At 55.5% G+C, this 26,770-nt stretch carries 20 protein-coding genes and 4 pseudogenes; 4 read left to right on the top strand and 20 right to left on the bottom strand.

Annotation, left to right across the window (positions count from 1 at the left end; translation table 11 throughout):
• Positions 1-93: 93 nt before the first annotated feature.
• The 15 genes and pseudogenes from rpoN to RG540_RS31990 form a co-directional block, all read right to left on the bottom strand.
• A complete protein-coding gene (rpoN, locus tag RG540_RS27805; protein ID WP_041365326.1) occupies positions 94-1,650 on the bottom strand; it encodes an RNA polymerase factor sigma-54 in 1,557 nt (518 codons plus the stop codon).
• 471 nt (positions 1,651-2,121) lie between these two features.
• Positions 2,122-2,265 carry a thioredoxin family protein gene (locus RG540_RS32000; RefSeq protein WP_233957867.1) on the bottom strand — a complete coding sequence of 48 codons (144 nt, stop codon included), beginning with the start codon at positions 2,263-2,265 and terminating at the stop codon, positions 2,122-2,124.
• A gap of 320 nt (positions 2,266-2,585) precedes the next feature.
• The gene (gene nifA / locus RG540_RS27795; protein ID WP_041365322.1) at positions 2,586-4,187 is read right to left on the bottom strand and encodes a nif-specific transcriptional activator NifA; all 1,602 of its coding nucleotides are present in this window, start codon (positions 4,185-4,187) and stop codon (positions 2,586-2,588) included.
• 159 nt (positions 4,188-4,346) lie between these two features.
• Positions 4,347-4,643, bottom strand: coding sequence for a ferredoxin family protein (locus RG540_RS27790; protein WP_041365320.1), 297 nt, complete (start codon positions 4,641-4,643; stop codon positions 4,347-4,349).
• Positions 4,644-4,655: 12 nt separating this feature from the next.
• A complete protein-coding gene (locus RG540_RS27785; protein WP_041365317.1) occupies positions 4,656-5,963 on the bottom strand; it encodes an FAD-binding protein in 1,308 nt (435 codons plus the stop codon).
• Positions 5,956-7,035, bottom strand: coding sequence for an electron transfer flavoprotein subunit alpha/FixB family protein (locus RG540_RS27780; protein WP_046602078.1), 1,080 nt, complete (start codon positions 7,033-7,035; stop codon positions 5,956-5,958). Before RG540_RS27780 ends, RG540_RS27785 begins: the two co-directional genes overlap by 8 nt.
• 67 nt (positions 7,036-7,102) lie before the next feature.
• Positions 7,103-7,990 carry an electron transfer flavoprotein subunit beta/FixA family protein gene (locus RG540_RS27775; RefSeq protein WP_041365315.1) on the bottom strand — a complete coding sequence of 296 codons (888 nt, stop codon included), beginning with the start codon at positions 7,988-7,990 and terminating at the stop codon, positions 7,103-7,105.
• A gap of 345 nt (positions 7,991-8,335) precedes the next feature.
• Positions 8,336-8,665, bottom strand: a complete 330-nt coding sequence (fdxB, locus tag RG540_RS31995) for a ferredoxin III, nif-specific (protein WP_080725100.1) — start codon at positions 8,663-8,665, stop codon at positions 8,336-8,338.
• Between the two features lie 231 nt (positions 8,666-8,896).
• Positions 8,897-9,394: a nitrogen fixation protein NifX gene (gene nifX, locus RG540_RS27765; protein WP_041365311.1), complete on the bottom strand. Its 498-nt coding sequence runs from the start codon at positions 9,392-9,394 to the stop codon at positions 8,897-8,899.
• A 1-nt stretch (position 9,395) separates the two neighbouring features.
• The gene (nifN, locus tag RG540_RS27760; RefSeq protein WP_041365309.1) at positions 9,396-10,742 is read right to left on the bottom strand and encodes a nitrogenase iron-molybdenum cofactor biosynthesis protein NifN; all 1,347 of its coding nucleotides are present in this window, start codon (positions 10,740-10,742) and stop codon (positions 9,396-9,398) included.
• A gap of 19 nt (positions 10,743-10,761) precedes the next feature.
• Positions 10,762-12,192: a nitrogenase iron-molybdenum cofactor biosynthesis protein NifE gene (gene nifE / locus RG540_RS27755; RefSeq protein ID WP_046602079.1), complete on the bottom strand. Its 1,431-nt coding sequence runs from the start codon at positions 12,190-12,192 to the stop codon at positions 10,762-10,764.
• 55 nt (positions 12,193-12,247) lie between these two features.
• Positions 12,248-13,789 (bottom strand): nitrogenase molybdenum-iron protein subunit beta, encoded by a 1,542-nt coding sequence (gene nifK / locus RG540_RS27750; protein ID WP_041365307.1) that lies wholly within the window; start codon positions 13,787-13,789, stop codon positions 12,248-12,250.
• A 98-nt stretch (positions 13,790-13,887) separates the two neighbouring features.
• Entirely contained in the window at positions 13,888-15,387 is a 1,500-nt protein-coding gene (gene nifD, locus RG540_RS27745; RefSeq protein WP_041366477.1) for a nitrogenase molybdenum-iron protein alpha chain, read from the bottom strand.
• Between the two features lie 101 nt (positions 15,388-15,488).
• A complete protein-coding gene (gene nifH / locus RG540_RS27740) occupies positions 15,489-16,385 on the bottom strand; it encodes a nitrogenase iron protein (protein ID WP_041365305.1) in 897 nt (298 codons plus the stop codon).
• A 238-nt stretch (positions 16,386-16,623) separates the two neighbouring features.
• Positions 16,624-16,861: pseudogene (locus RG540_RS31990) on the bottom strand (IS66 family transposase zinc-finger binding domain-containing protein); the annotation flags it as partial.
• A 181-nt stretch (positions 16,862-17,042) separates the two neighbouring features.
• Here RG540_RS31990 and RG540_RS31985 point away from each other — a divergent pair.
• Positions 17,043-17,291 (top strand): annotated as a pseudogene (locus tag RG540_RS31985) (transposase family protein); the annotation flags it as partial.
• Positions 17,292-17,636: 345 nt separating this feature from the next.
• Here the strand turns inward: RG540_RS31985 and RG540_RS33670 are convergent.
• Positions 17,637-17,987 carry a transposase gene (locus RG540_RS33670; protein WP_157884703.1) on the bottom strand — a complete coding sequence of 117 codons (351 nt, stop codon included), beginning with the start codon at positions 17,985-17,987 and terminating at the stop codon, positions 17,637-17,639.
• 878 nt (positions 17,988-18,865) lie between these two features.
• On the opposite strand from RG540_RS33670, the gene nodU reads away from it, so the two are divergent.
• Together nodU and RG540_RS27720 are read left to right on the top strand one after the other, a co-directional pair.
• Entirely contained in the window at positions 18,866-20,584 is a 1,719-nt protein-coding gene (nodU, locus tag RG540_RS27725) for a nodulation protein NodU (protein ID WP_051909854.1), read from the top strand.
• Positions 20,585-20,654: 70 nt separating this feature from the next.
• On the top strand, positions 20,655-21,530 hold the full coding sequence (locus tag RG540_RS27720; RefSeq protein WP_051909852.1) for an IS5 family transposase: 876 nt from the start codon (positions 20,655-20,657) through the stop codon (positions 21,528-21,530).
• A 45-nt stretch (positions 21,531-21,575) separates the two neighbouring features.
• Here the strand turns inward: RG540_RS27720 and RG540_RS31980 are convergent.
• Positions 21,576-21,862 (bottom strand): annotated as a pseudogene (locus RG540_RS31980) (transposase); the annotation flags it as partial.
• A gap of 85 nt (positions 21,863-21,947) precedes the next feature.
• On the opposite strand from RG540_RS31980, the gene RG540_RS27705 reads away from it, so the two are divergent.
• Positions 21,948-23,050, top strand: a protein-coding gene (locus RG540_RS27705; RefSeq protein ID WP_157884702.1) for an IS3 family transposase whose coding sequence is annotated in 2 segments (ribosomal slippage) — positions 21,948-22,209 and positions 22,209-23,050 — 1,104 coding nt in all. Because the reading frame shifts where the segments join, the coding sequence is not laid out codon by codon here.
• Between the two features lie 207 nt (positions 23,051-23,257).
• Here the strand turns inward: RG540_RS27705 and RG540_RS27700 are convergent.
• The 3 genes and pseudogenes from RG540_RS27700 to RG540_RS27690 form a co-directional block, all read right to left on the bottom strand.
• Positions 23,258-24,232: pseudogene (locus RG540_RS27700) on the bottom strand (hypothetical protein).
• A 177-nt stretch (positions 24,233-24,409) separates the two neighbouring features.
• Positions 24,410-25,390: a LysR family transcriptional regulator gene (locus RG540_RS27695; RefSeq protein ID WP_046602104.1), complete on the bottom strand. Its 981-nt coding sequence runs from the start codon at positions 25,388-25,390 to the stop codon at positions 24,410-24,412.
• Positions 25,391-25,921: 531 nt separating this feature from the next.
• Positions 25,922-26,404, bottom strand: coding sequence for a MaoC family dehydratase (locus RG540_RS27690; protein WP_040126001.1), 483 nt, complete (start codon positions 26,402-26,404; stop codon positions 25,922-25,924).
• Positions 26,405-26,770 lie beyond the last annotated feature (366 nt).

Here is a 26,770-nt window from a genome sequence, read left to right as displayed (position 1 = left end):
CGCAGACGCGGCAACTCAAAAAACCGCCGACCGTCGGCACCTGATGGAGGATCCAACTCAGGCTCGATGCGGTCGGCAAGAAGCATGACAGAGTCAGAAGCGGACGGCCCGGCTATCCGCCCGCTTTTCGCGACGGCGCTGGACGGAAGAAGGAATGTTCATCGCCTCGCGGTACTTCGCGACGGTCCGGCGCGCGAGCTCGACCCCGCCGCGCTTCAGGCTGACTACGATATCCTCGTCGGAGAGCACCGTCTCAGGCGTCTCCTGCGCGATGAGCAGGCGAATCCGGTGGCGCACGGCCTCGGCCGAATGGCTGTCGCCGCCTTCTTCTGCCGAGCCGATCGACACCGTGAAGAAATATTTGAGTTCGAACATGCCCCGCGGCGTCAGCATGCATTTGTTGGAGGTGACGCGGCTGACCGTGGATTCATGCATCTTGATCGCTTCGGCAACGGTCTTCTGAGTCAATGGGTGCAGGTGGTCGACGCCGTGCATCAGGAAGACATCCTGCTGGCGGACGATTTCGGTCGCCACCTTCATGATCGTCTTGGCCCGCTGGTCGAGGCTGCGCGTCAGCCAGTTGGCATGTTGCATGCATTCGGAGAGGAAGTTGTGGACATCCCCGTTTTTCGGGCAGTTCTTCGACACCGTCTGGAAATAGGTATGGTTGACCAGAACGCGCGGCAGGGTGTCCGGATTGAGTTCGACCATCCAGCCGCCGTCGGGCGCTGCGCGCACGACGATATCCGGCGAAATCGTCTCTGACATGCCGCGCTCGAAACCCGCGCCGGGCTTCGGGTTGAGGCCGCGGATTTCCGCCAGCATGTCGATCAGGTCTTCGTCATCGACACCGCAGATCTTTCGAAGCGAGGCGAAATCGCGTTTGCCGAGCAGATCCAGATGTCTGATCAGTGCTTCCATGGCCGGGTCGAGCCGGTCCTTTTCCCGAAGCTGGATTGCCAGACACTCGCTGAGTGACCGGGCGAAGACGCCCGGCGGATCGAGCGTCTGCAGCGAGTGCAGGATGGCCTCCACATTCTCGGAGCTTCTGCCGAGGCGGGCGGCAATCTCCTCGATGTCGCCCAGCATGTAGCCGGCCTCGTCGAGCTGATCGACGAGATGCTGAGCAATCAGGCGGCTGGCCGCATCGACGATCAGGAAGGGAATCTGCTGGTTCAGATGGTCGCGCAGCGTCACCTGGCCGGCGACGGAATCATTCAGGTCGTAGCCTTCGCCGGCATCGCCGCCCGGCATGGATTTCCACTGGCTGAGCAGTTCCGGCGCATCGGCGCGCCGCACCGGGCCGTCGTCCAGGGAGACGTTTTCGAAGCCCGTATCGAGCCCTTCGCCGAGCCTCTCGGTGCTGATGGAGGAGGAGCCTTCATACCAGTCGCTATCGACTTCGGCGGCCGCCGAACTCTCGCGGCCTTCGGTCGGGGCAAAGTCGTCGGCGGTTTCGAAGCCTGTTTCCGCGTCGTTTTCGCTCTCGCTTGACGTAAATTCGAGCAGCGGGTTCTTTTCCACCTCGTCGGCAACGAACTGAGTCAGTTCGGGAAACGTCATCTGCAGCAACCGCATGTCTTGTATCAGTTGCGGCGATGGCCGCGCACATTGGGTGTGACTCGGGGAAAAATGGCTGAGGGTTTTCATTCAGAGCTCCTGATAGCTGAGGTGCCCGCGCTCTTGCCCGTGTGAGCAAGCACGACGATGTCGCTAAGTTTGGCCTCGCGGTCCGTTGCATCCTTAGTCATCGACGAGGGTCTCCCCTGCTTCGTTGTCGCGCGGAAGGACGAGGCAGTAGCGGAAGTAGGGACGGCCGGTCGGATCTTCCTCGCGGAGCTCTTGTCGATCTTCGCGCCGAAATTCTGCTGGAGTTCGAAGATGCGGAGGGGCAGGGCGTTGATGCGGTAGACGAGGCGAGCCTCCGTGTTGGAGATCCCATTTTCGAGACCACGCTCCGAGGAGAGGTACTCGTAGAGGGACTTCAATTGGGGGGTGCCGCGCGCCTGGACGTTTTGAGCTGCAAGATTGCAGCCATGGTGAGCCGGGTCATTTTGGATGGTTCTCCGAAATGTCTCGTTGAGTTTAGATGACTACGCCTGGATCGTCGGATAGCCGCCGTCACAATCGCTGTACTGCACGATGATATTTGCCCCGCGAATGAATTTTGCCTTCATTGAAGATGGCCAGCGTCGGGGTCGCACTTACGCGGAAACGATTTGCCAATTCTGGGTTTTCGTCAATATCCAGTTCGACGACCGTCATCTCATCGGCCAATTCCTCCGATATGTCTTCAATCAGAGGGGCAATCGCGCTCGTTGCGGCGGCATTTGAGAGAAGTGAAGAACACAAGCGCAGGCTTGGGAGAACTTAGGACGCTGTCTGCGAAGTCATCTCCATTCCTTGCCTTAACGATTGTCATATGAGTGGCCTTTCACTACGTATCTGCAGGATCGAAGATCGGCTGCCATAAGATCACCTTTGTGGTGAAATTTTTGCTGTGGAGGGACAAAGTGGGTGAATGATCGATGCTCGCGGGAATGGCCCAGGCGACTAAACGGGCGCCGACATCTCCGGCAATGTGGTCATAATTCATTCAAAATTATACCGTGCTGGCGGACGGCATACGATATCTGCCTGGTTGTTTTGCCCAGTATCCGAGACGCCTTCGCCTGATTACCTCCCGCCTTTTTCAATGCTGTCATCAGCCGCCCATATTCCACGATACGATTTTTTTCTCCCGGCGACTCAAAAGCGGCTGGGTCGCCATTGGTGACGATATCAAAGTGGGGCGCTGGGTTCGCACCTTTCCAAAGACGGCTGGAAAAACATTGATCCTTTGCACAGGCGAAATCCGATGGCATGATCTTGTTTTCCTGTGCAAGGGTCGCCGTACGTCGAACGCAGTTTTCCAGTTCTCGCACGTTGCCCGGGAAGGGGCATTTCGACAACAGATCGAGGGCATCCGGGTTGAAATTTCGGTCGCTATCGTTCTCCTCGTTGAACTTGCCGAGAAGATGTTTCGCCAGGAGTGGGATATCGCCGGCGCGGTCCCGAAGCGGCGGCAGTGCAACAGTTATCACATTGATCCGGTAGTAAAGGTCGGATCTGAAGCTGCCGTTCATAACAGCTTCCTCAAGGTGTTTGTTGGTGGCGCATATCAGTCGAACGTTGACCTTTCGCGTCTTTATTCCGCCCATTCTCTCGAATTCACCTTCTTGTATTACCCGTAATAGTTTTGACTGAAAATCGGGCGTTATCTCGCCGATCTCATCCAGCAGCAAGGTTCCGCCGTCGGCTAATTCGAAACGGCCTGCCCGCTCGGATACAGCTCCGGTGAAGGCACCTTTTTCATGTCCGAACAGCTCCGACTCTAGAACACCAGATGACAACGCGGCGCAGTTCAATGCCACGAAAGGTTTCTTGGAACGCGGCGACAGCGCGTGGATCGCTTTTGCGAATACCTCTTTGCCGGTACCGCTCTCACCCCTCAGCATCACCGCCGAATTGGTGGGCGCAATTTTTCTGACGGTCTCAAGGACCTCCCTCAGCGCCACGCTTTCTCCAACGATCCAGTCAAGTTTCTGATGCGTGGGAGAGGCATATACTCTCTCTCCCCCCGCTTTCTGATTCTCGGCAGTTGTCCGCTCGATGCTGCTGACCCCGGATCGGAGCCGGTGGAGTGTCCCCACCACATTGGCGACTGCTGTTAGGAACGCCAATTCCTCTTGGTAGTTATAGCTAATTAGCCCGTCGTTGACCAGATCAACCCACAGCGCCGCAATGACCTTGTTCTCGATTTTAACTGGGACACCGATAAAGGTGGTGGTGCTGTCGGGCGATTGTAGGAGCGAGGTTTTGAACAGCCTCGCCTTTTCCTTAGCCTCCACGACTGACGGCCGACCGGTATCAATGATCTTTTTAACCGTTGGCGGAGCCACAAACCGTGAAGTCATGGATGGTATGCCGCGACCAGCCTTCGAACTTGCGGATATCCCTACCTCTCCGTTGGTGGCGGGGATCTCTATAGCGCTCTCTCGACACGGGAGAACGGAACACAGAATATCCAGCACACTGTTAAGTCTAACCTCGAGACGAGTGGATGCCAGCAACTCGTCAGAAATTCGATAGATTCCGATGAGCCGCTTGTCCCGGCCGAACTCGTCCTTTCCCGGGGATTCGGTCAAGTCCTGCTCCGTCAAATAAAGGCAATTGCGATTTTGTGCGCCCGGAATTGGGTTGCGCTTAAACGTGGATTGCTTTGCTCACGTCTCTAGTGAATTATAATCGCATCCACAGGTACTGCAAATTACGGTTTAGAAAGGTCGATTTTTTTGCGCTAGACCTCATCCGAACTTGAAAAGGATCCCAAACCCTCCCCTGGGGTAATTCCAGTCGATCTCACCGGTGGCTTCGCATAACACTCTGCATGTGCCGCATTCCAAGCAACCGTCTGTAACAACTTTAACCTGCCCTGCGTCGTCAAAACTGTAGCAGTTCGCTGGACAGATCTTAGTCAAGGCACGCAGACTAGCGCTTGGAGAGAGGTGCCTGCGCACTCTTATGTGCGGCCGGCCGGCATCGACGAGATAGCGGTTCCAGTAGAGCTTTTCCTCAATGGGCTCGAAGCTGCTTTCGCTCATTTCGACTCTCCTTCAGCGCCAGGCACGGGCGATGCGGACGGCGTCGCTTACAAGGCCCCAACGGGACCGCGCCTTGATGAAGGCGTCGATCGCTGCCTTTTCTTTTTCAATTTTTGTCGAACCTTCAACTCGAACAAAGCTCTGCGCTGCCTGCGATAGCAGCTTTGGATAGGTTGAAAACAAACTTTGGCTATTGGTATGCAAGAGGGCGGGCATATCTTTGTGCTTGATTAGATCTTTTATAACAAAGGACTTGTCCAACATACTCTTATACAGGGAAAGATTATCCTTAGTCATAAGCCTCCCTTGGTTCTTTATTGTACAAATTGCCTCCCCCGCGATTTGGCCAGACGTCATGGCCAGGTTTGAGCCCTCCCTATGGACTGCATTGTTCAGCTGTGCCGCATCGCCTACAACAACCCAGCCTTCACCATGCAACTCGGGGATTGCTCTGAAGCCTCCCTCCGGAATGAGATGGGCGGCATATTCCTTTACTTCTGAACCTGCAAGCAGCGGCTTGATGGAGGGATGGCACTTGAAGCCGTTGAGAACGGTGTGGGGACTTTCCATACTTTCAGCCAACCCGGAGACGAGGCAACCGATCCCCAGGGAGATTGAATCTCGATTCGTATAAAGGAAGCCTAGGCCGGCCATGCCCCGCGAGATTGTTCCAAGTGCTTCGATGACGCAGCCCTGGTCTCCCGTCAGCCCGAAGCGCTCCGCGATCACGTGCTCCGGCAAGAAGTGCATTTCCTTGACCGCAAGAGCCACGTTTTGCGACTTCGGCATGTCGCGCAAACCCATCCGCGTTCCAAGCACCCCATTCACGCCTTCAGCGAGAACCACGACATCCGCAAGAATTGGCCGCCCCGCCCTATCAGTGTGGACGCCGATGACGTTGCCACTGCAATCACGAGCAAGTTTCGTTGCCGTTGTCTCACATAGGATTGTTCCGCCGGCCTCACGCACTTTGCCCGCGAACCACTTGTCGAACTGAACGCGGACGATGGTGTAGCGGTTTGCTCTTTGCTCATTGAAGTCATGTGACCGATAGTGCATCCCACTGTGCGAGGTGTCGTCCATAATCCACAGTCGCTGCTCGACCAGATGTCGTTCAAGAGGCGCGTCATCGCGAAAATTCGGAACGATCCCCTCTAGCATGTTGGCGTACAATATGGCCCCTTGGACGTTCTTGGAACCCGGATACTCTCCTCGCTCCAACTGCAGCACCTTCAAACCCCGGCTAGCCATTGTGTAAGCAGCCGCGTTACCGGACATGCCGGCTCCTACGACGATGGCATCAAAACGCTCCCTACTCATAGGCCTTCACCCTCAGTTCACAAAGTTGACGCTCTCGCAAGGGCATTAGCCTAGAGAACGCCTTTGTCAGTGCCGGCAAAAGCCGATGTGCATCAGCCACCACCCCAACATGGGCGAAATCAAAGATCGGCGCGTGCGGATCATTGTTAATCGCGATGATCAAATCGGCGCCCTCGGCGCCGACACGGTGCTGGACCGCGCCCGATATTCCGGCGGCTATGTACAGTTTCGGTCGGATCGTCACACCCGTTTGGCCAATCTGCCTAAACGAGGACGCCCAACCCTTTTGGACCAATGGACGTGTACAACCCATCTCCCCACCGATTGTTCTTGCGAGGGCGCCCACATGCTTCAGGTTGATTGCCGCGCCGATCCCCAGTCCACATCCAACCACGACGTCAGCTTTGGCGAGATCCGGACGGTCGGATCGATTATCGGCAAGGAAACCGATGACTTTGGTAGCAATCTCCTCCTCGACCATTGTAAGCTCATGCCGAATAATACGCCCGACTGGCTTGGTTTGTCGCTCAGGCATTGACATCACCCGAGGACGCACGGTTGCCATTTGTGGGCGAGAGCTGAGCGTGTAGATCGTACACAATAGCGAACCGCCGAAGGTCGGGCGCGTCGCGGCGAGAGATCCGTCGGAATCGATGTTCAGTTCAGTGCAATCGGCAGTGAGGCCCGTTTTCAAGCTTGTTGCCACGGAACCTGCGAGGTCGCGGCCGAGCGTGGTTGCACCGAGAAGTAGAATTTCGGGTTTATGTATGGTGACGAGGTCTGTCAGCGCCTTGGTATAGGGCTCGTTTCTATAATTGGTCAGCAATTGGGACTCAACAAGGTAGACAAGATCGGCGCCATAGGCGAAGGCCTCTTCAAGGGCAGGGCCGCCGCCTCCGCCTTTCGGCGGACCCATGACGACACCGGCGAGTTGAGCACCTAGCTTGTCAGCGAGCTTGCGGCCCTCGCCGAGCAATTCGATGGAGACGGGATTGACCTGACTTTCCTCCAGTTCAATGTAAACCCAGACATGCCGATGATCCTGGAACTGTGTTGGCAACATCATCATCATTCCACCACGGCCGGTAGCGGGAGACAGTGTGCCCTTATCTTGAGTGACCACAATTGGCCCTTTCTGCTCACGCACCTGGTTTGGACAATGGCCCATCTGCCAACTTCGGTTGATGGCTGGATATCCAGGCCACAAGCTCGTCAGCGACATGCCGCACGGTTTTGTTAGCAGTCCCGAGTTGCACGGATTTCTGCGCCCTCGGCGCAGGAGCAAATACCCGCTTCACGACAGTCGGCGATCCTTTCAAGCCGAATTTATCCACGTCCCTAACGCCTAGATCTGCTACACCCCACGTCAGGATTGAAGAACGTGCGGCACGCAAGGATTCATCGATAGAGCCGCGGCGAATAGTGTTGAGGCCGTCCAACATGGTGATGAGGCACGGCATTTTGCTCTCGATAAACTGTGTCCCGCCCTCCAAACACCTCTCGACGTCAATTGAGCGCCGCAAATGATCGATGCGGGTGACCCTTTTGATATAGGTCAGTTGCTGGATATTCAGGCACTTGGCGATTCCCGGTCCGACTTGGGCGGTATCGCCGTCGATGGTTTGTTTGCCCGTAAAGATAATATCGGGAGGACCGAAACGTTCACCGATCTTCGCGATAGCGCAAGATAGAGCAAATGACGTTGCTAGCGTGTCGGAACCTGCGAAACGGCGATCCGTTACGAGTACCGCGCGGTCTGCCCCGTATGTAAGCGCTTTGCGCAGCGCTTGCGCTGCCATCGGCGGGCCCATGGTGACAACGGTTACCTTTCCACGACTGGGGTCACGCAACCAGCGCGCCTCCTCAAGCGCAAAGAGGTCGCGCAACCTGAGCGCCTCCTCAAGTGCAAAGAGGTCGTAGGGGTTGATTATGGTGGGCACGCCTTGGCGCATGATTGTGTTCGTCACCGGGTGGACACGGATCTGGGTAGAGTCCGGCACCTGCTTGATACAAACTACGATGTGCATGATAGGCTTCTCCAAGCTCCGTCACGGCGTGTCATCTAGCCACAACTTCTAGATATAAATCGTCCCACAAGCGAACGTTGTACAGGTATCCATATGGGCTCCACTGCTCTCAGTTTATACGGATGGCATTCGTTGTCGGGTTGCGCACGGCGCGTGCGTCGCGACGTCCCCGTCTGATGTCACATCGAAGAGCACGGGCGCCCTCAGCCTAGGATCATGACCCCGTGTCATCGAAAAGGCGTTGCGAAACGACACCAACTTAAGACGAGACCTGCCGTTTGCCGTGACGATCGCTTTGCACGCAGCGACCGGTGCAACGAATATGAAATACCCCGCAGACAGGGATTATTTATCAGGTTCACTCAGCAATAGGTCAGCCCTTACATGGACCTGGCAATTCTTGGGACAGACGCGGGCGCAGGCTCCGCAGCCGATACAGCGACCGGGATAGTCAACCGCCATAATTACGCGAGTGAGTTCTCCGTCGAAATCTTCCTCCGCTCCGCGGCAGACGCCAAGTATCTGATCTGCGTCATTAATCCCGTAAAGGTGCATGACCTCACGCGAGCAGACCTTAAAGCAACGCCCGCAGCCGATGCACGTCCCAGGATCGACGAAGTTTAGGTATTCCGGAATCCAACTGCAGCCGTCGCGGGTGAAGCCTGAACCGTTCATTTCGATTACTCCAAAGCAATGTATTCTCCTCGAGCAATGTCCCAAACAGCAAAGCTGGAACATATCTGGACTGCAACTCGACCCGATGTGGTCCGCGTGGCTGAGAGGTTTTTTGCGGAATCATTCAGAGATTCCCTTGCTCGCATCAGCCGCACGAGACAGTGGACGTCTTGACCGCAGTTTCCTCATTGGCACGAGGTATAACTGTTCGAACTTCAAAGCTCGCCATCGTCAGCCTTTGTCGTCCAAGCTCGCTTTCTTTCCCGTTGCACCTGCCTGCGCTATGGCCCTACGGAGCCATGGTGGAGGGCCTGCTTTCAACCTACTCTGAACACGAGCCAGCAACGCCCCTATTCCTTCAGGCCGCGGCAGCTTGATCGGGTGGATATTCGCCGAAATAACTCTCGCCGCCGAAGGTCCGCCAATACCAATACAAAAGAAAAGCTGGCACGTGGACAGAACCGCGATTTTTGCGGCCAGGCGCTCGTGATGCGGTGTTCGTTGACCGGTCAACTCATCAGACAGATTTTCGAATACAACAGCTCCTATGAAACTGAGCGAATCTGGCGTCACATCGTAGATCGCAAATCGTTCGGCGGATCCGAAATGGCCATTCAGCCTTTTCATGTCTTGAGTGGCGATCGCAAGCCGCAAGGTACCTGCAGGCCGCTCCGCCCCTATTTCCCGCAGTCGTTTGTCGACAAGCGAGAGACGACGAATGGAGCTCATCTTACACTTCCATATTCAGGGGCGAATCAGTTCTCCCAGGGTTTGGCTGGTGTTGGCTCGCCTGAATGATATTGGCAGCCTCGTAGATCAGGTCGCGCGTTCCCTGATAGAGGATCGTGAGTTTGTGTTGGTTGCCCAAGCGGTCGAAGACGGGAAAGCCGACGCGCATCAGCGGAATGTTGAGCCGATCTGCTGCTTGTCGGCCGTGCGAATGAGTAACGAGAAGGTCGGCCCCAGCAGCAAGGTGTTCAAGATTCCAAAGATCGCCGATATGTATGGTTTCGAGCGAAACTGATTGAAGTGCTTTGGACATCCCAGTCGTGGAGACAGCTACGGTTACTTCCGCCCCCATCCCGGTGAAGAAGTCAATAAACTGGACCAACTGATCCGGATCGGAGCCAATTGCTATTCTTTTGCCGGTTAGGTGAAAGTGCCCGTCGAGCATCGCGTCCTGCAATTGCATGCGGCGACGCCGAATGCTCAGCGGTGCTTCTTCTGACGAAATCTCGGCGAGTAGACTGATGAATCGATCGGCGTTCTTTAGGCCCGTGAGGGATCCGTGCAGCACGTAAGGGACGCCTGTTATTCGCTTCAACGCTTCAGCCGGTCGCCTCATTTGTTCCCCGATGGCGATGCACCGGATGGCCGAACCGAGGTGGCGAATTTCGTCAACTTTCGTACCGCCATACGTTGTCGCAACCCATTGCTCCGGTATGATGCCGCCGAGCGAATCCGACAGATCAGGCAAAATTATCGGGTTTAACCCGAAATGCTCTATTGTCTCGCGCAAATGCTCGAGATCAGCAACCGTTAGGTTCGACCCTGGCAAGACTGCAATTTTTGTGGCATCGCGTGGGTGTTCGCCGGGCAGCGTAATCTCCTCGATAAGAGCGGTAACCGCCGTGGACCAGCCCTCCTCCATTGCTCCAGCGAAATCCGGCGAACTGGCGAGCACCACCTCGGTGCCACTTAGCTCCGCGGCCCGCTCGCCCTTCATTTTCAAGAGTTCACCGGCGATGTCGTCATCTCGAGTCTCAACCAGGGCGGAGGTGCATATCCCGATAAGTTGCGGTTTGACGCGTGGCTTTAAAGTGAGGATTGCTTCTTCAAGACGTTTCGCGCCGCCGAGAACCGTTACGATTTCGTCCATCGCTGTAGTGCGCAGAGGGATCGTCTCGCTGAAATGTCTTCCGAGTAGCACGAGCCCAAAGCTTGCACACCCTTGGCTGCCGTGGATCAAGGGAATCGCACGATCGATGCCAAGAAACGCCAAGGCAGCCCCCAGCGGCTGAGACGATTTCAGTGGGTTGATTGCCGCAGCTTTTGTTTGGGAAAAGATATTGACCATTTGGGGATCTCAACCGCCCTCAATGCCCGAACTGAAGGGGGATTTGGTCAGGTTCGCGCTCGCCATGCTCCCTGATGTTTGCATCCCGATGCTGCTCCCATGGTGCCGGTTCGCGTAGTTCTGTCCAAATGGGGTTGTGGATTGCCAGGTAGGTCTGACGCACTAGCTGCAACATTCCCTCATAGCCCGCATAAGCGTGACGCCGCTCCTGGTTAATGTCGAGCCACGGCACCTTTGCCTCAAGAGCGATGAATTGCGTACGACCGCCCGACAGCATGATGTCCGCTTTGCCTCCTGTGAGCGTCGAGTAGAGTCTGCTCGGGGCAATCGAGTCATGCAGATGGCACTCCTCTTTCAGAACCTGCTTGATACGACCTCTATCGTCATCGGTAGATTTTTTGACCGATGTCGCCACGATCTCCATGCCGATCTCCAACAGCGCATGGACCAACGACCAAGATTTCACCCCGCCGGTGTTGAGCAGGACGCGCTTGCCCTTGAGCCCAGCCCGGTATATTTCCAGCCGTTTCCATGCTCTGTTTTCTTCTACCGAGATAAGCGCTTCCGCGCGATCGAGAAGTTCGGCGTCGGCGCCGTTCTCGACTAACAGGCCAGCGATCCGCCGGAGTGCGTTCGACGTGCCAGAGATGCCATAGAAGGAGCCTTCAAAAAAGGGAATATCCCAGCGCTCCTCCATTTTTTGAGCAAGATTGATGAGGGCGGACGAACAGACCACCATAGTCGCACGCGCGCGGTGAGCAGAGGCGACCTGCAAATAGCGGGCGTCGCCAGGAATGCAGGCGCGAACGCGGATGCCGAGTGTGTCCAAGAGCGGCTTCACGAGCCAGAATTCGCCGGAAATATTGAATTCGCCTAGGATATTGATGTCGTGAGGTCCGCAGTCCTCAGGCTCCACTGTGCCAATGACATGGTCAAACAACGCCTGGCCAGCGAGCCTATTGCCGAGCTTCTTCGCACCGAGAAAGCCAGGCGCGTTGACCGGCACCACCGGAATGGCGAATTCTTCCGTTGCGGAACGACATACCGCCACAATGTCGTCGCCGATCATTGCAGGGACGCAAGTTGCATAGACAAAGATCGCTGCCGGTGCGTGGTCTTTTTTGATCTCGCAGATGGCTTCGAAGAGCTTCCGCTCGCTGTGTCCCATCAATATTTCGAGTTCAGTTAAATCCGTCGTGAAGCTTGTCCGCCAAAGCCTAGAACCTGACGATGCTGCCCCACGATTGTCCCAAGAATTGCCCTCGCAGGCCAACGGCGCATGTACTAGATGGGCTACGTCGGAAATAGGCTGTAACACTACTTTGGCGCCGTCAAACGCGCAGCCCGCGGCGGCTCCTAGGTTGATCGGCCTTTTGGCACCATTGCCGCCGCTTATCTTGCGCAGGGGCTGGCTGAGGGAATCCTGAGGTGTCGAGTTGACTGAGAGCATTGGGTTGCCTTGAAATCGATGAACAGAGAGCCGGCCCCCAGACCGGCCGTTCCTCCTATCGGGTAAGGTCGTAAGAAAAGTCAGTCGCACCTAGCTTCATCGTCTCATGATCCAGCTTGTCGAAGATCTTGTCGAGGATAGCCGTTAGGACACGCAGACCTCCAACATATCCCATGAGAGGAAACCGGTGGTGGTGGTGCCGGTCGAAGATTGGAAACGTCAGTCGGATCAATGGAGTCTCGGCATCCCGCTCAAGGTATTTTCCATAGGAATTGCCGATCAGTAGATCAACCGGTTCGGTGAACAACAGGGATCTCATTGCCCACAGATCCTTGCCAGCCCAAACCTGCGCATCTTCGCCGAAGGGCGACGATGCGAGTAATTCCTTCATCTCGCTTTCCCACGCCAACGTGCCATTGGTGGCCAAACAGTGGGTGGGTTCGCCGCCAGTCTCCATAATGAAACGTGCGATGGCATAAACAAAGTCGGGGTCGCCATAGATGGCGTACTTCTTTCCGTGTAGCCACGACTGGCTGTCTGCCATGGCATCGATCAACCGGCCTCTCTCCAGCCGGATGGTTTCGGAAATGGTCTTTCCGGATATCTGGGATATCTTCATCAGAAATTCGTCAGTCCCTTGGACACCGAGAGGATAGTGGAAGGAAGCCGTCTCCTGTCCAACTTCTTTGCAATATTCAAGGGTCCTGCGAGTATTATAGTGCTGCAACGACACCGTCGTGCCGGAGTTGAGCGCCGCCTTCACATCATCGAGCTTTGTGCCTCCATCATACATGCGGAACTCACCATCGGATGGTGTATCGAATTGATCGGAGGCATCCGAAATAAATGCATAGGACACGTCCATCAAAGTGAGCAGTCGCTTTAGTTCGCGTATGTTGCCGACACAAAAGCCATCGAAACCTGGGATAATATTGATAGAATATGGGTTTTCGCTGCGCTCTTTCCCGGCCCAAAAATGCTCCAGTACACCTTTGACCATGCTGTCATAACCATCCACATGGCTTCCGACGAAGGCCGGCGTGTGTGCGTACGGCACGTCGAAATCCGCTGGTACGGATCCTTCGTTCCTGGCATTCTCGATGAAACCATGTAAATCGTCGCCAATCACCTCCGCCATACAGGAGGTCGAGACTGCGATCATCTTCGGGTCGTAGAGTTTGTAAGCGTTGGCAAGACCGTCGACCATATTTTTCAAGCCACCGAATACAGCTGCATCTTCAGTCATTGACGAGGACACCAGCGAGGACGGTTCCTTGAAATGGCGCGACAGATGCGATCGATAGTAGGCGGCGCAGCCCTGACTTCCATGTACAAAAGACATTGTCCGCTCAAAGCCGGCGGCCGCGAAAACCGCGCCTAACGGCTGGCACGCCTTGGCGGGGTTAACGACGAGCGCTTCGCGAGCCAGATTTTTATCGCGATATTTCCACGTCTTGGTGAAGTCACGTTGATCCGAAGCGACTTGGTCCAGGTGAGGCGATTCGAAGTTTATCTTCTTCTCGCCCAACATCTTCCTGTATTCGGGTTCGCGGAACAGGGCAGCATGATCCAGGATTTTTTCGGCTGGTCGCGTCATGGCGTCACCTTTCTCAACGGCCGTACCGTTGCGCGGAGGCCTACCTATCCTCAAGCACTTCACGTTTTAGCAGTTTCTGGCTACGAACAGAGGGGGGACTATTCGGCTGCGACCGCTGAGGGTGCCGTAGCCTTTTTCCAAGGTGCCTCGTAGAGGCCCCATACCGGGTTGTTTATTGCGAGATCCATGTCGCGGGCGAAAATCGCAAAGCCATCATAGCCGTGATACGGGCCGGAATAATCCCAAGAATGCATCTGACGGAACGGTATGCCCATCTTCTGTACCGTGTATTTTTCCTTGATACCCGAGCCGACCAGGTCAGGGCGAATCGCATCGATGAATTTCTCAAGTTCGTAACCATTGAGATCGTCGTAGATCAGAGTGCCCTTTTTGGTATAATGACTGGTTCGCTGATAATCATCACCGTGACCGAATTCGTAGCCTGTGCCGACGACCTGCATCCCGAGATCCTCATAGGCAGTAATGACGTGACGGGGGCGCAAGCCGCCGACGTAGAGCATCACCCTTTTGCCATTGAGGCGCGGACCGTACCTGTCCGTCACAGCATCGATGAAAGGTTGATGCTTGGCGATTACTTTTTCCGTCGTATCCTCGATCTGAGGCCCAAAGTGCTTGGCTATGGCGCGTAGCGAGGTCGCGATCTGAGTTGGACCAAAAAAATTGTACTCCATCCAAGGGACGTCGTACTTCTCTTCCATGTGCCGTGATATGTAATTCATCGAGCGGTAGCAGTGGATTAGGTTTAGCTTGGCTTTCGGTGCGCGCTCTATTTCAGCGAGCGTGGCATCTCCAGACCAGTTACCGATCACTCGCAGGCCGACCTCCTCGAGTAAAAGGCGCGATGCCCATGCGTCACCACCTATGTTGTAATCGCCTATGACGTTAACGTCGAAGGCACCGGGCGTAAAATCCGGGTTCTTCTTGTCGAAGATCCAATCTCGTATAGCATCGTTGGCGATGTGGTGGCCGAGAGACTGGGAAACACCACGAAAGCCCTCGCAACGCACCGGCACAATCGTTTTTTTGTATTCTGCTGCCTTCTTCCGAGATACAGCCTCGATGTCGTCGCCGATCAGGCCGATCGGGCATTCGGATTGTATTGTAACGCCGTTGTTCAGCGGAAACAGTTCTTCGATCTCATCGATAACCTTTTCCAGTTTTTTGTCGCCGCCAAAAACGATATCCTTCTCTTGAAAGTCCGAAGTAAATTGCATGGTGACAAAGGTATCGATTCCTGTTTGACCCATATAGTAGTTGCGGCGCTGCGACCACGAATACTGACCGCACCCAACCGGTCCATGCGAGATGTGGACCATGTCCTTGATCGGGCCCCAAACGACACCCTTTGAGCCTGCATAGGCGCAGCCGCGGATGGTCATCACTCCAGGAATTGATTTAACGTTCGACTTCACGTCGGATCGGGGCGTTGAGGAGTTGCCCAGGCTGCTCGCATCTTCACCCGTTGCCACATTGAGATGCTTGTTACGGCGTTTGGCCGTCCTATCGTGATGTCCAGACAGCACATCCTCTATCACCTTCGCGTGAAAGGCGCTGTCATTTTCGTAGTTCGCGCTCATTCGATCCTGCCTTGCTTCCAAGATGATAGTGGCGCCTCGCGAGCGAGCCGCCATCCGTTTCGACGCGCAGGGATCAACTGCGCAAACCTCGTCGGAAGGAGTCAGCGACTAGAAAGCGGCGCGTTCGCGTCCTTGGCCTGAAGTTCCGCGAGCATCTGCTCATCTGTCTTCATGATTCCGAAGTCGAGCAACATGTCCTCCAACTCTTCCATCGTGATCGGAGTCGGAATTGTCCCTTGGCCCGAGTTGGCGTGAATTTTCTCAGCCAACTTTCGGTACTCCCCAGCCTGTTGGGATTCTGGGGCATATTGGATCACCGTCATCTTTCTAAGCTCGGCGTGCTGCACGATGTTGTCGCGTGGCACAAAGTGAATGAGCTTTGAATTCAGCCTCGCAGCGAGTGCTTCGGCAAGATCCAGTTCACGGTCAGTCTGACGTTCATTACAAATCAGGCCACCTAGGCGCACGCTGCCGACCGTCGCATACTTAAGGATGCCTCTGGCGATATTGTTGGCAGCGTAGAGTGCCATCATCTCTCCGGACATCACGATGTAGATTTCTTGGGCCTTGTTTTCCCGAATTGGCATCGCAAAGCCGCCACACACCACATCGCCCAGTACGTCATAGGAGACATAGTCCACATCATCATATGCGCCGTTCTCCTCCAGAAAGTTGATAGACGTAATAACACCGCGGCCAGCGCAGCCGACGCCGGGTTCCGGACCACCGGACTCCACACATCGAATGCCTTTGTACCCCAGTTTGAGCACATCCTGGAGTTCCAAGTCTTCAACCGAACCTTTTGTTGCCGCAAGATGAAGAACAGTATCCTGCGCCTTCGCGTTCAGGATAAGGCGTGTTGAATCGGCCTTTGGGTCGCAGCCGACGATGAGGATCCTCTGCCCCAGTTCGACCATCGCCGCGAGCGTATTTTGGGAAGTGGTCGATTTACCGATCCCGCCTTTTCCGTAGAATGCGATTTGACGCAAACCTGCCATGCTTCTTGCCTTCCCTATGGAACGTCGCCCTGTCCCGTCAATAATTGCGGGCAGCTTCCGCCACCACATAGGGAGGCGCAAGAACCGTGCCAAGTCGCGACCTGAATCGAGGAAATGCGGATTTGACTTCAATTTCAAAGGCAAACATGGATTGAACTGACGTCGGACCAATTCGGAAAATGTCGTGGAGGCGACAAAAGTCGTGTGCATTGTCGCACACGCGCGACGACCATACGATATGCCGGCCGAGATCTTTGTGCATCGGCAGGATCATCGCCAACAGGTTCGGCCCGGCGAAGCCGCGGGGGCGTCACATGGAAGGGTGCTGGCGGCTGCGCAATCTTCTCGCACTCGCGGTAGGTGAACTTCTTCCGCACTGTCTGGATGACCTTCCACTGACGCGGGATAACCACAGGGGTCTCGGTAATATCCTCGCCGAGCTTCGACAGTTTGCCGCAGCGCGGCAACTCGTCGGGGTAGCGATAGAGCTGGCTCGGTTTGTCTGAACAGTTTCGGGCGTTTTGCTAAGTGGATTTCCGCCTCGGTTATGCCGCCACCGTCATTGGTTGTGTTCCGGCGTGCAAATTTGGCTCTGACTCAGTTTTGATGCAGTTGTGACGATGCTGCCTTGCTGGTTTCCACAAAGGAATCAGCCTGATGAGCACCAAGTTTCGCCCCTCTGATTTGGTACCGGCTGGTTTCATCGCCGAACGCATCACCCACATTGACGATGAGACCTGCATCTTGCTTTCCCGAGCCGGCGCTACTGCGTCATGTCCGGCATGCGGACGAATATCGCGAACAGTTAGAAGCCGCTATTGCCGCCAGGTCGCGGACCTCCCCCTTTCGGGAAAGCGTGTCCGACTTCTCGTCCGCACACGGAGGTTCACCTGTGGCGCGGTGCTCTGGCCCAAGCGTCATACCGCTGCAGTAGCTCTTGTCGAACATCCAATTCGGCAGCTCATGGGATAGATCGGGCCGCTTGTCCGTATAGATGGACATCAGGCTCTTGCCGCGCCGATACGGCGAAACCCGCACCTCGCTCCCAAACAGCGGATGCCACGGATATGCGATCGTCGCGAAACGAAAACCGTATGCAGAATGTCGGTCGTTGGCCCCGCTTCGCCCGGAAGACATAAAGCGAGCCGTTGAACGGATCACTGCCGGCATCGCGCACCAGCAGCAGGCTGTCCGGCCCTTTGCAGAAGTCGATGGGATGGCTGGCGAGGAATACTTTTACACCCGCGGGGATCATGCCGAACGAACCGCCCGGATCACGCGCTGCAGATGCGCCTCGTCGGCATGCCAGCCCGCCCGCACGACGATATTGCCAATGACGATTTCAACGATGGGGTCAGGGCCGGACACAAAGCTCTGCGAATCCGTTGTCTCTGCTGCTTGCCCAGGCTCATCACCGCCCAACAGTTCTCTGCGCCAGCGATAGAGCTGAGAAGGCAGTATCCCGATTTGCCGCGCGACTGCCGAGACGTTCATACCCGGCTGACAGGCTTGCTCGACCGCCGTGGCCTTGAACTCGTCAGACCAGAACCGCCGCAACTGTCGCGGCGAGCCGTCAAGACGATCGGGCACCGCCTCGATCATCCGCATCAATCCAAGGCTAGCCGCAGGCCTGGACATTGATCCCCACAGTCAGAGAAGTCGTATGTCCGGAATACTCCGCCCAGCATCATCCACGCCAGATGAGGTCTCCTTGCCGCTTACGTTTAACCTGGCCACTTTGCGTCACGTCAGCATGATGTGACCGACTAAACTAAGGAGATTCGGGGCGCGTATCGAGGCGGAGCGCCGACTTTTTCGACATGGCATTTACGAGGGGCCGAACCAATGTTGGCCCGAATCTGCCGGGTCTCTTCATTGATGGCAGGTGGTTGAGAACTACCCGCTAAGGCGGCTCAAACGGAATGATGAGCAGGAACAGCTCTGACGTCGAAGTGAAGCAATAGCCTTGACCAAGATGCGAGGTCACTGTCGACAAACGCAATCAGAGGTTCCCTGTCAGCGTAAAAGATACACGGAGCGGGCATCGATGTGATCGTTCTGGCGTCTATTCGAGGCGTGGATGTCTTATATCCAACCAATCGATTTTACCAACCTCTCTAACTAAGGCATAGCAAAGACAACCCAAAAAAGCGTCGCTCGAGCGGGATTGTTTGTAATTCTGCCACCGATCTCCTAACGCCATTATCAAAGCCTGTGAATATCGGAGATCGCATAATTGCTAGGCAACCATGCTGCCAATCGAAGGACCCACGAGTGCCGGTAAAGAGCAAAACTCACTAACCTATTAAACTATTGCATCGAAACAGTCGCTGGCAACAGTGATCGCCATCAGACCTGATGGCGATCACTAGAGCGCCTTCATGCTCGGCCGCAACTAAAGTCAATGCCGAGGTCGCTTTGCGCCACAAGATCTCACCTTCAAGCGCGCAAATGACCTCCAACATCAGTACGGAGCTTTTATGCGCATTTGTGGCATCAAACTGACACATGACGGAGGAGTTGCCCTGCTGGAGGACGGCAGGCTGATTTTTTCCATTGAACAGGAGAAGTTGCGAAACAACCCCCGGTTCCAGCACATCAATGATCTCGACGCGGTCGTCGCCGCTTTGGGGGAATATGGTCTGGATCCAACACATGTGGACCGGTTCGTTATAGACGGCTGGGACGGTGAGACTGTTTCCGAGTTCGAGGTGCTTAGTGACGGGCAGCCCGTCAGGCTAGCTGGGGCGCCATATGTAGAAAGGGGAGCTACGAGCCCCCTGGCAGCTTACCATGGCTCAGGACTTATGCTCGGCGGCATTAATTTTGCCTACGAAAGTTATCCGCATGTTACTGGCCACGTTGCATCTGCTTACTGCACCAGCCCATTCGCAGCGGCCAAAGAGCCCGCATTCTGCTTGGTGTGGGATGGTTGCATTTTTCCACGGCTCTACTATGTCGAGCCGCGCGGGATTCATTTTATCAAGTGTCTGTTCCCAATCATTGGTCATACCTATGCTATCGCGGGCCAACATTTTGGGCCCTATAGGCAGACTAAGAGGGACGGATGGAACCTGGATATCGCGGGAAAGATGATGGCCTACATCGCTCTCGGTACAGCTCGCGAGGAGATTCTAAAAGTATTTCGTGAACTCTACGAGGAGCGTTTGGCCGGCGCTGGTGCCGTTGCTTGCAGTTACAGACAAAACAGCCAAAGTGAAGACTCACTATTAGAAGCTGTGCACGATTTCTTCGACGAAAGCGCTCGGCGGCTGGGAGCGGCGAAACCTGAAGACATACTTGCTTCATTTCATATTTTCCTTGAGCGGCTGCTCGTCGAGGAGGTCACTGCAGCTCTGCGTGATCTCTCGATGCCGCTCCCACGAAACCTATGTATTGCGGGTGGATGTGGCCTGAATATCAAATGGAACAGTGCGCTCCGCGCTGATGGTCTTTTCGACGCAGTTTGGGTGCCACCCTTTCCCAACGATAGTGGATCGGCGATAGGTGCCGCTTGCTGCGCGCTGGCTGCCGAAGAAGGCTTCGTGGCCATTGAATGGTCAGTATATCGCGGCCCCAACATTACCTTGGGGGACATCCCCGATGGGTGGCAAAGCGCTCCTTGCACTTTAACAGAGCTAGCGCAGCTACTCGCCGACGACAAACCTGTAGTATTTCTTACCGGTCGTGCTGAACTTGGCCCTCGCGCCTTAGGTGGGCGAAGCATCTTGGCCGCAGCGACGTCAAAGGAAGCTAAGGACTACCTCAATCAAGTGAAATTGCGAGAATACTTTCGACCAGTAGCACCAATCTGTTTGGAAGATCGTGCCCCAGGCATATTCGATCCAGGGACTCCGGATCCTTATATGCTATTCGACCATCGGACCCGGTCCGCATGGATCGATCAAATTCCAGCGGTGATACACATCGATGAGACCGCTCGGCTTCAGACGATCCCGAGGAATTCTGACCACAAGGTGGCTCAGCTATTGGTAGAGTACGAGAAGCTGACGGGCATTCCGCTGCTTTGTAACACAAGCGCCAATTTAAATGGGCACGGCTTCTTTCCGGATGCTGCGGCAGCCTGCCTCTGGGGACGCATTGATCAGGTGTGGTGCGACGGACTACTTCTGACAAAGACCGAACCAGCCGCCGTCTTTGCTACAAGTCAGCCGACCCTTCCGCCTTTTAGAGCCTGACCGAAAAAGAGTTGAGTGAAATCAGCCAGTTGTGATTCTGTTTGTTTGCTTAGGACGAACGGAGACCACAATGGGCTGGACTGATTTCACCCGTCGGCAATATGCCCGACGGGCAATGCGGTATGCAAGCGATCTGACGGACCGGGAATGGGGATTGATCGCGCCTTGCCTGTCTGGACCGAGACGGCTGGGCAGGCCGCGCAGCACCGATCTTCGCGAAGTCGTGAACGCGTTGCTTTACATCGCCACGACGGGGTGCCAGTGGCGGATGATGCCGAAAGATTTTCCGCCTTTTACCACTGTGCAGTCCTATTTCTACGAATGGCGGGCGACTGGCTTGTGGCTGCGGATCAACCATCATCTCGTTATGGAGGCGCGCGACCTGGAAGGCCGGGAAGCCTCGCCGTCTGCCGGCGTGATCGACAGTCAAAGCGTGAAAACCACGGAAAGCGGCGGAATTTCGGGCTATGACGCGGGCAAGAAGATAAAGGGACGCAAGCGTCATATCGTCGTCGATACGCTCGGATTGATGGTCGGCCTCGTGGTTCACAGCGCCGATATTCAGGACCGCGCCGGTGCGCCTGCCGTCCTCAAAACCATTCTCAAGCGCTGGCCTTGGCTGAGACATATCTTCGCGGACGGTGGTTATGCCGGACCGAAGCTGAAGGGCGCACTGCAAAAGATCGCTGCGTTCACGCTCCAGATCGTCAAGCGGACCGATAAGGCCAAGGGCTTCGAGGTTCTGCCGCGTCGCTGGGTCGTGGAGCGCACCTTCGCATGGCTTGGCAGATGCCGACGCTTGGCGAAGGATTGGGAAAAGTCCGTCGCATCAGCCGAAGCCTGGATCACTATCGCCCACATCCGCGTCCTGACACGACGCCTGGCAAGGTACGGATATCGTGGAAACCTTTTCGAGTCAGGCTCTAACTGGATCGGTCCGGTGTAAGATGATAGCCAAGAATTGTGGAGCAGTCGAGTATCGCGTCGCCATTCCCGTATAGCCTCCATCGGGAAAGACTTGAAGCAGCCATGGCCATCGGTTGCGAATGGACTTCAGAAGATCGGGAGCCTAGTTGCGATCCTGGATATCGGCGCTGTGCACCATGAGACCGACCATCCGCCCGAGCGTATCGACAATGATATGACGCTTGCGTCCTTGCCCCGAATACCACCGCTTTCACTGGCCCTGGCGGTTTGGCCGTCGATGGCACCAAGCGTTGGCGAAGCTTCCATGCCCTCCAACTCCCTCGCCTCCATCATGAGGTTATGGTTGATCCGTGACTGATCTGAACCCTTCAAACTGGACCAGTTTTGGTTAGAGTTTTCCGGTGCATTTTCCTGGCTGGGAAAGGAACGGAAGACGATGAAGGCATCGCAGTTTTCGGACGCGCAGAAGGCGTTCATTCTGAAGCAGGGTGATGAGGGGGTACCAGTTGCGGAGATCTGCCGGAAGGCGGGGATCAGCCAGGCGACCTACTTCAATTGGAAGAAGAAGTACGCCGGAATGTTGCCGCCGGAGATGAAGAAGCTGAAGCAGCTCGAGGACGAGAATGCGCGATTGAAGAAGATCGTTGCGGACCTGACGCTGGATCGGGAGATGTTGCAGGACGTCATCCGGCGAAAGCTCTAAGGCCTGCTCGCAAGCGAGAGGTGGTAAGGGGCATGTGCCGGGACTGGGCAATCTCGATCCGGCGTGCCTGTGGGGCGCTGAACTTCGATCGGTCGACCTACCATTACACCTCTCGCCGTGCCGATCAGGCCGGCCTGGAACGTCGTATTCGGGAGATCTGCGAGACCCGTGTGTGTTATGGCTATCGACGCGTGCATGTGCTCCTGGAACGCGAGGGCTGGGGCACCAACATCAAGCGAACCTATCGCATTTACAGAGACTTGGGTCTGCAGTTGCGCAATAAGACACCGAAGCGTCGGGTTAAAGCCAAACTGCGGGAGGACCGACAAAAGGCTGTGGGACCCAACGATGTGTGGGCGATGGACTTCGTGCACGACCAACTCGCGACCGGAAAGAAGCTGCGGGTTCTGACAGTGGTCGATACCTTCTCGCGCTATGTCCCAGTGCTTGATCCGCGTCACAGCTATCGCGGCGAAGACGTGGTGCAGACATTGGAGCGGGTGTGCCGGCAAGTCGGCTATCCGAAGACGATCCGTGTCGATCAGGGAACCGAATTTGTGTCTCGCGATCTCGACCTATGGGCCTATGCCAAGGGCGTGATCCTGGACTTCTCACGTCCGGGAAAGCCCACGGACAACGCCTTCATCGAAGCCTTCAACGGCCGCTTCCGGGCGGAATGCCTGAACCAGCACTGGTTCCTGACCCTTGCGGATGCGCGCGAAAAGATGGAGGATTGGCGTAGAGACTACAATGAGGTTCGGCCACATGGCGCAATCGGCAACAAGGTCCCGATCGCGCTGATGAATTCGGGAGGCGCAACCAGCCCGCCTCCCTGAATGAAGCCGGAAAACTCCAGCCTCCGCTGGTCCAGAAACCTGGGGCGGTTCAATTGAGGCTCCACATCTAGTCGCCGCTGGATGAAAGTTCAGTGGCAGGTCAAAATCACTCACATCTTTTTCAGGCAGCTTCTAAGGGGCACTTGATCGCAAACTTCTTGCTTTGGTAGCGTTTCCCTCAACCTCCGCTCCTCTTGAAGCGAGGGCCTACAGAATCGTGGTATTGAAGATCGCCGCATGGCTGGAATAGTAGACCATGATGGTTGCCACGAGCGCCGCACAGAGCGCCGCCGGACTGAGTCATGGAACGCGCAGATCCACCGTCTTAGGCCGGTCATCTGCGAAAATCGTGATAAGCACGACGATGATCACGGAGTGGCCGACTATATCCACTTTGCCGAACTCGGCGCAGGCGCTGACGAACATTGCAAGTAGAACGATCGCGGAAAGGCGTCGAACCAGAGGCGTCCACAATAGGGCAAACGCGAGTGTGAACTCGATCATGCCCGCGGCCCGCATGTAGGACTCGCTGTTTATGCCAAGCGCGATATTGGGATGCGCGGCCAGGAGCGGAAAGCTCCAGCCAGGATAGGCCCACTTCTCAACGGAGGCCCACATCAACGTGGCAGCGGTCGAATATCGCAGGATGTCTAGCGGTAGGACGCCCAAAAACCTTTTTTGCAACCCGGTAAGGGCGAGATAGGCCGAAAGTCCCAGGAAGATCGAATAGTCCGCCATATGAAATACACCGTAGTCCCGTACGGCCAGGCCGAAAAGCGCGACGACACATACGGCGGATATAGGTGTCGTGCTGGCTGACAGCAGCCCAGCCGCGATTGTCAGCTGCAAGGGCCCCACAACGGCGGATGTGGTTTTCAATTCGGGCGTCAGTAGGATCCCTCCGGTCGTAGAGAGCGATACGAAGAAAAACCCACAACCAGTGCGGATTACCGCCTCAGCATGTCGCCCCCGGCCAAACGCAAAGCGCCCGAGCAGGCGTGATATTGGTTCACCCAGAGCAGTCTGCTCAACCAGACAGCCAGAGAAAAAGCAGAGTATGGCAACGACAAGAAGGAAACCGAAATCCTGACATAGCACTTCTCCGAGGCCGCGTGGTTGGGCGGCAGTGTCATAGACAGAGAACCATTTGACGTGCGCACCGGCGGAGCCCGTGCCTAGCATCCAAAAGGAGGCAACCAGTACCGTTGGTTTGAACAGGGGCCTTCCTTGAGAGGTCCAATGGAAACCCGGTTTTCGCAACATGGGCATCGCGAAGATCCTCCCCGGTTTGTGGTGAGTTAACGCGGTCGGCCATGTTTCAGGCACCAATCGGATGTGTGGTGTCGGTGCAGATGCCACCTACCGGACATCGCCCCCTCGCTTCCGTGTGCGAGAACATTCTGCGCTTCGGAAAGGCTCGATGGCATCCATGTAATCCATACTCGACGCCTCCTGTAACAATATTTCTCGCATCCAAATGCTGGCTGCGTCTGCGTTATGAAGCGCGGGCCACTGGACTATCTCGTTAAAAGAAAGGGCGGAGAATGGATGTTTGACGATTCTTAGTGGTATAGCATGTTCCAACTTCTTCACCAATCGCAAGGGCAGAGTCGCTATCCGGTTAGTACCCGATAGCAGGGGAGGGATTGACACGAAGCTAGGCACAACGAGTTCAACACGCATTTTAAAGCCGTGTTGACTCGACAACCATTGCTCAAGAGAAGGCCCTTTTGTGCTTCCAAACTTTGCCACGATATGTCCCAGCGAAAAATACTTCTCTAACGACAGTTGTTTCGTTAACAGGCTATTCCTCGGGCAGCCTACACATACGAGCGTCTCCCCAAAGAGTTTGCGTTTGGGGTGCTCATTAGACATGAAAAGGTCGGGAAGGATAATAAAGTCGGCACTTCCTCGGCGTAGAAGCTCACTAGGTTCGTCATCAAGTGGCAGGAGTTCGAAACTGACCCCTGGCGCCTCTCGGGCTACACGCTCCGCGACCTTACCAAAAAATACAAGGGTCATAGAGTCCGAAAGAACGAACCTGAAACAGCGACCCGACTTCGCTGGGCAAAACGGGTCTGCGGAAATGATGGAAAACTGTATGTTGAGCAGGGAATCGCGCACCGCGACGGCGAGTGCGTCCGCACGCGGGGTGGTTAAGAAACTGCGCCCCCGCATAATAAAAAGCTCGTCGCCAAAATAGAGCCGGAGGCGGGCGATCGCAGCACTCATGGCGGGCTGGCTGAGGTTGATGCTGCGAGCAGCCGCTGTGACACTTCTCTCAGTCATCACGGCGTCGAACGCAACCAAAAGATTTAGATCAAGTCCCTTAAACCGCATAACCTATTGAACCCAGTTCGCCGGCCCTCAAGCCCCAAGGGTACGGTCCATAAGCGCAGATCGTAGGCGGATTCGTGACATGGTCAGGGTGTGATCTTGGATCGCCTCTGCCGGGATATCGTCCGTGAGGGGAGGCAACTGACGCGGCGTAGTACCAATCAAGAAATAGTGAAAGCGGCCAACATAAGCTATCTAGTTGCATTTGAAGATGCATCCTATTTTATCCCTGAATACCCCCAATTAGGAGATGCTGGAGGTCTCATGGAAGGGCGCCGAGCCTTGCGAAGTGATCGCAGGGTCTGCTCTAGACAAAACAATAGATACGGGCAGAGAGATTACCTCCGGTCGGTAAATTGGGAGAGGTAGACTGCATCCCGACACGGCGATGTGACGAGAAACAGACGCGATAATTTGCCTCTTCGGCCGGCCGGACTAATCCTCGTTCTAGGGAGATTTTGAGGTGAGGCGGAACATCTCGCGCGGCCTGATGAGCAACAGGAGCGCACGACAGAACCGATCCAGGGGTGATCGTCAGATGTCTTTTGGCCGGTCCTTTGGATTGAACTGGACCATGGTTATCCAGTTGGCGGTGAGTGCCGGTTTGCTTTCGTGTTCTAGCTCGACAGTGACCTGGTAAGTCGTCATCAGAATACTGGCGCCGCGAAAGCGGCCATTCAACAGCAAGAAGCGGCCCCGTACGCGACTGCCGGTCTTGACAGGCAACAGGAAGCGGACGCGATCGAAACCGTAGTTCAGGGTTATTGTTTGTTCCCGAATGTTCGGTAGGCCATTGAAGGTCATCGCTGGCAGAAGCGACAGTGTTAAGAAACCATGCGCGATCGTTCCTCCGAATGGGCCTTCCATCGCTGCGCGGTCAGGATCCACGTGGATAAACTGATGGTCATGTGTCGCATCGGCAAATAGGTTGATCATCGTTTGATCGACCGTCATCCAATCCGAAATGCTAAGTTCCTGACCAACCATGCCTGGTACGTCCGCAAGAGATATTGTCATTCACGTGACCTCAGTTATTGTGAGTTTGGTAATGTCTCGTGGACCAGGCCGTCATCGACCGCGTGCCGTTCACGCCATTCGTGCCCGCGAGCCGTAGTCGTTGTATTGCGGCCCTGCCCGCACATTGTCCTCTCCATACAATCTGCCAGCGTCAGCTTCGACGATCGCGCGCACAGTCATTCACTTTCGAACTCGGCATGCCTTACCAGTGTATGGCGAGTTTGGTAAAATTGATTGTGAGGATGACACCAATTCACGCTATGGATATGGATGCAAAGATTGCTGCGCGCTGGCTCCGAATTTATCAACGAGCAACATCCCTGGTTATTGTCTAGAAACAGAATTCCTGGCGTCTCGGCGTTGGGA

This window comes from Neorhizobium galegae bv. orientalis str. HAMBI 540 (assembly GCF_000731315.1).
Classification (GTDB): Bacteria; Pseudomonadota; Alphaproteobacteria; order Rhizobiales; family Rhizobiaceae; genus Neorhizobium; species Neorhizobium galegae.
The sequence above is the reverse complement of the archived record's forward strand: the minus strand, read 5'-3'. Positions and strand labels throughout refer to the sequence as shown.

What these genes read in the sequence shown, in the direction of transcription:
- rpoN (WP_041365326.1), bottom strand. Translation starts at nt 1,650, where the DNA reads ATGAAAACCCTCAGCCATTTTTCCCCGAGTCACACCCAATGTGCGCGG.
- RG540_RS32000 (WP_233957867.1), bottom strand. Translation starts at nt 2,265, where the DNA reads ATGACGGTCGTCGAACTGGATATTGACGAAAACCCAGAATTGGCAAAT.
- RG540_RS27790 (WP_041365320.1), bottom strand. Translation starts at nt 4,643, where the DNA reads ATGAGCGAAAGCAGCTTCGAGCCCATTGAGGAAAAGCTCTACTGGAAC.
- RG540_RS27785 (WP_041365317.1), bottom strand. Translation starts at nt 5,963, where the DNA reads ATGAGTAGGGAGCGTTTTGATGCCATCGTCGTAGGAGCCGGCATGTCC.
- RG540_RS27780 (WP_046602078.1), bottom strand. Translation starts at nt 7,035, where the DNA reads ATGATGATGATGTTGCCAACACAGTTCCAGGATCATCGGCATGTCTGG.
- RG540_RS27775 (WP_041365315.1), bottom strand. Translation starts at nt 7,990, where the DNA reads ATGCACATCGTAGTTTGTATCAAGCAGGTGCCGGACTCTACCCAGATC.
- fdxB (WP_080725100.1), bottom strand. Translation starts at nt 8,665, where the DNA reads ATGAACGGTTCAGGCTTCACCCGCGACGGCTGCAGTTGGATTCCGGAA.
- nifX (WP_041365311.1), bottom strand. Translation starts at nt 9,394, where the DNA reads ATGAGCTCCATTCGTCGTCTCTCGCTTGTCGACAAACGACTGCGGGAA.
- nifN (WP_041365309.1), bottom strand. Translation starts at nt 10,742, where the DNA reads ATGGTCAATATCTTTTCCCAAACAAAAGCTGCGGCAATCAACCCACTG.
- nifE (WP_046602079.1), bottom strand. Translation starts at nt 12,192, where the DNA reads ATGCTCTCAGTCAACTCGACACCTCAGGATTCCCTCAGCCAGCCCCTG.
- nifK (WP_041365307.1), bottom strand. Translation starts at nt 13,789, where the DNA reads ATGACGCGACCAGCCGAAAAAATCCTGGATCATGCTGCCCTGTTCCGC.
- nifD (WP_041366477.1), bottom strand. Translation starts at nt 15,387, where the DNA reads ATGAGCGCGAACTACGAAAATGACAGCGCCTTTCACGCGAAGGTGATA.
- nifH (WP_041365305.1), bottom strand. Translation starts at nt 16,385, where the DNA reads ATGGCAGGTTTGCGTCAAATCGCATTCTACGGAAAAGGCGGGATCGGT.
- RG540_RS33670 (WP_157884703.1), bottom strand. Translation starts at nt 17,987, where the DNA reads ATGATCGAGGCGGTGCCCGATCGTCTTGACGGCTCGCCGCGACAGTTG.
- nodU (WP_051909854.1), top strand. Translation starts at nt 18,866, where the DNA reads ATGCGCATTTGTGGCATCAAACTGACACATGACGGAGGAGTTGCCCTG.
- RG540_RS27720 (WP_051909852.1), top strand. Translation starts at nt 20,655, where the DNA reads ATGGGCTGGACTGATTTCACCCGTCGGCAATATGCCCGACGGGCAATG.
- RG540_RS27695 (WP_046602104.1), bottom strand. Translation starts at nt 25,390, where the DNA reads ATGCGGTTTAAGGGACTTGATCTAAATCTTTTGGTTGCGTTCGACGCC.
- RG540_RS27690 (WP_040126001.1), bottom strand. Translation starts at nt 26,404, where the DNA reads ATGACAATATCTCTTGCGGACGTACCAGGCATGGTTGGTCAGGAACTT.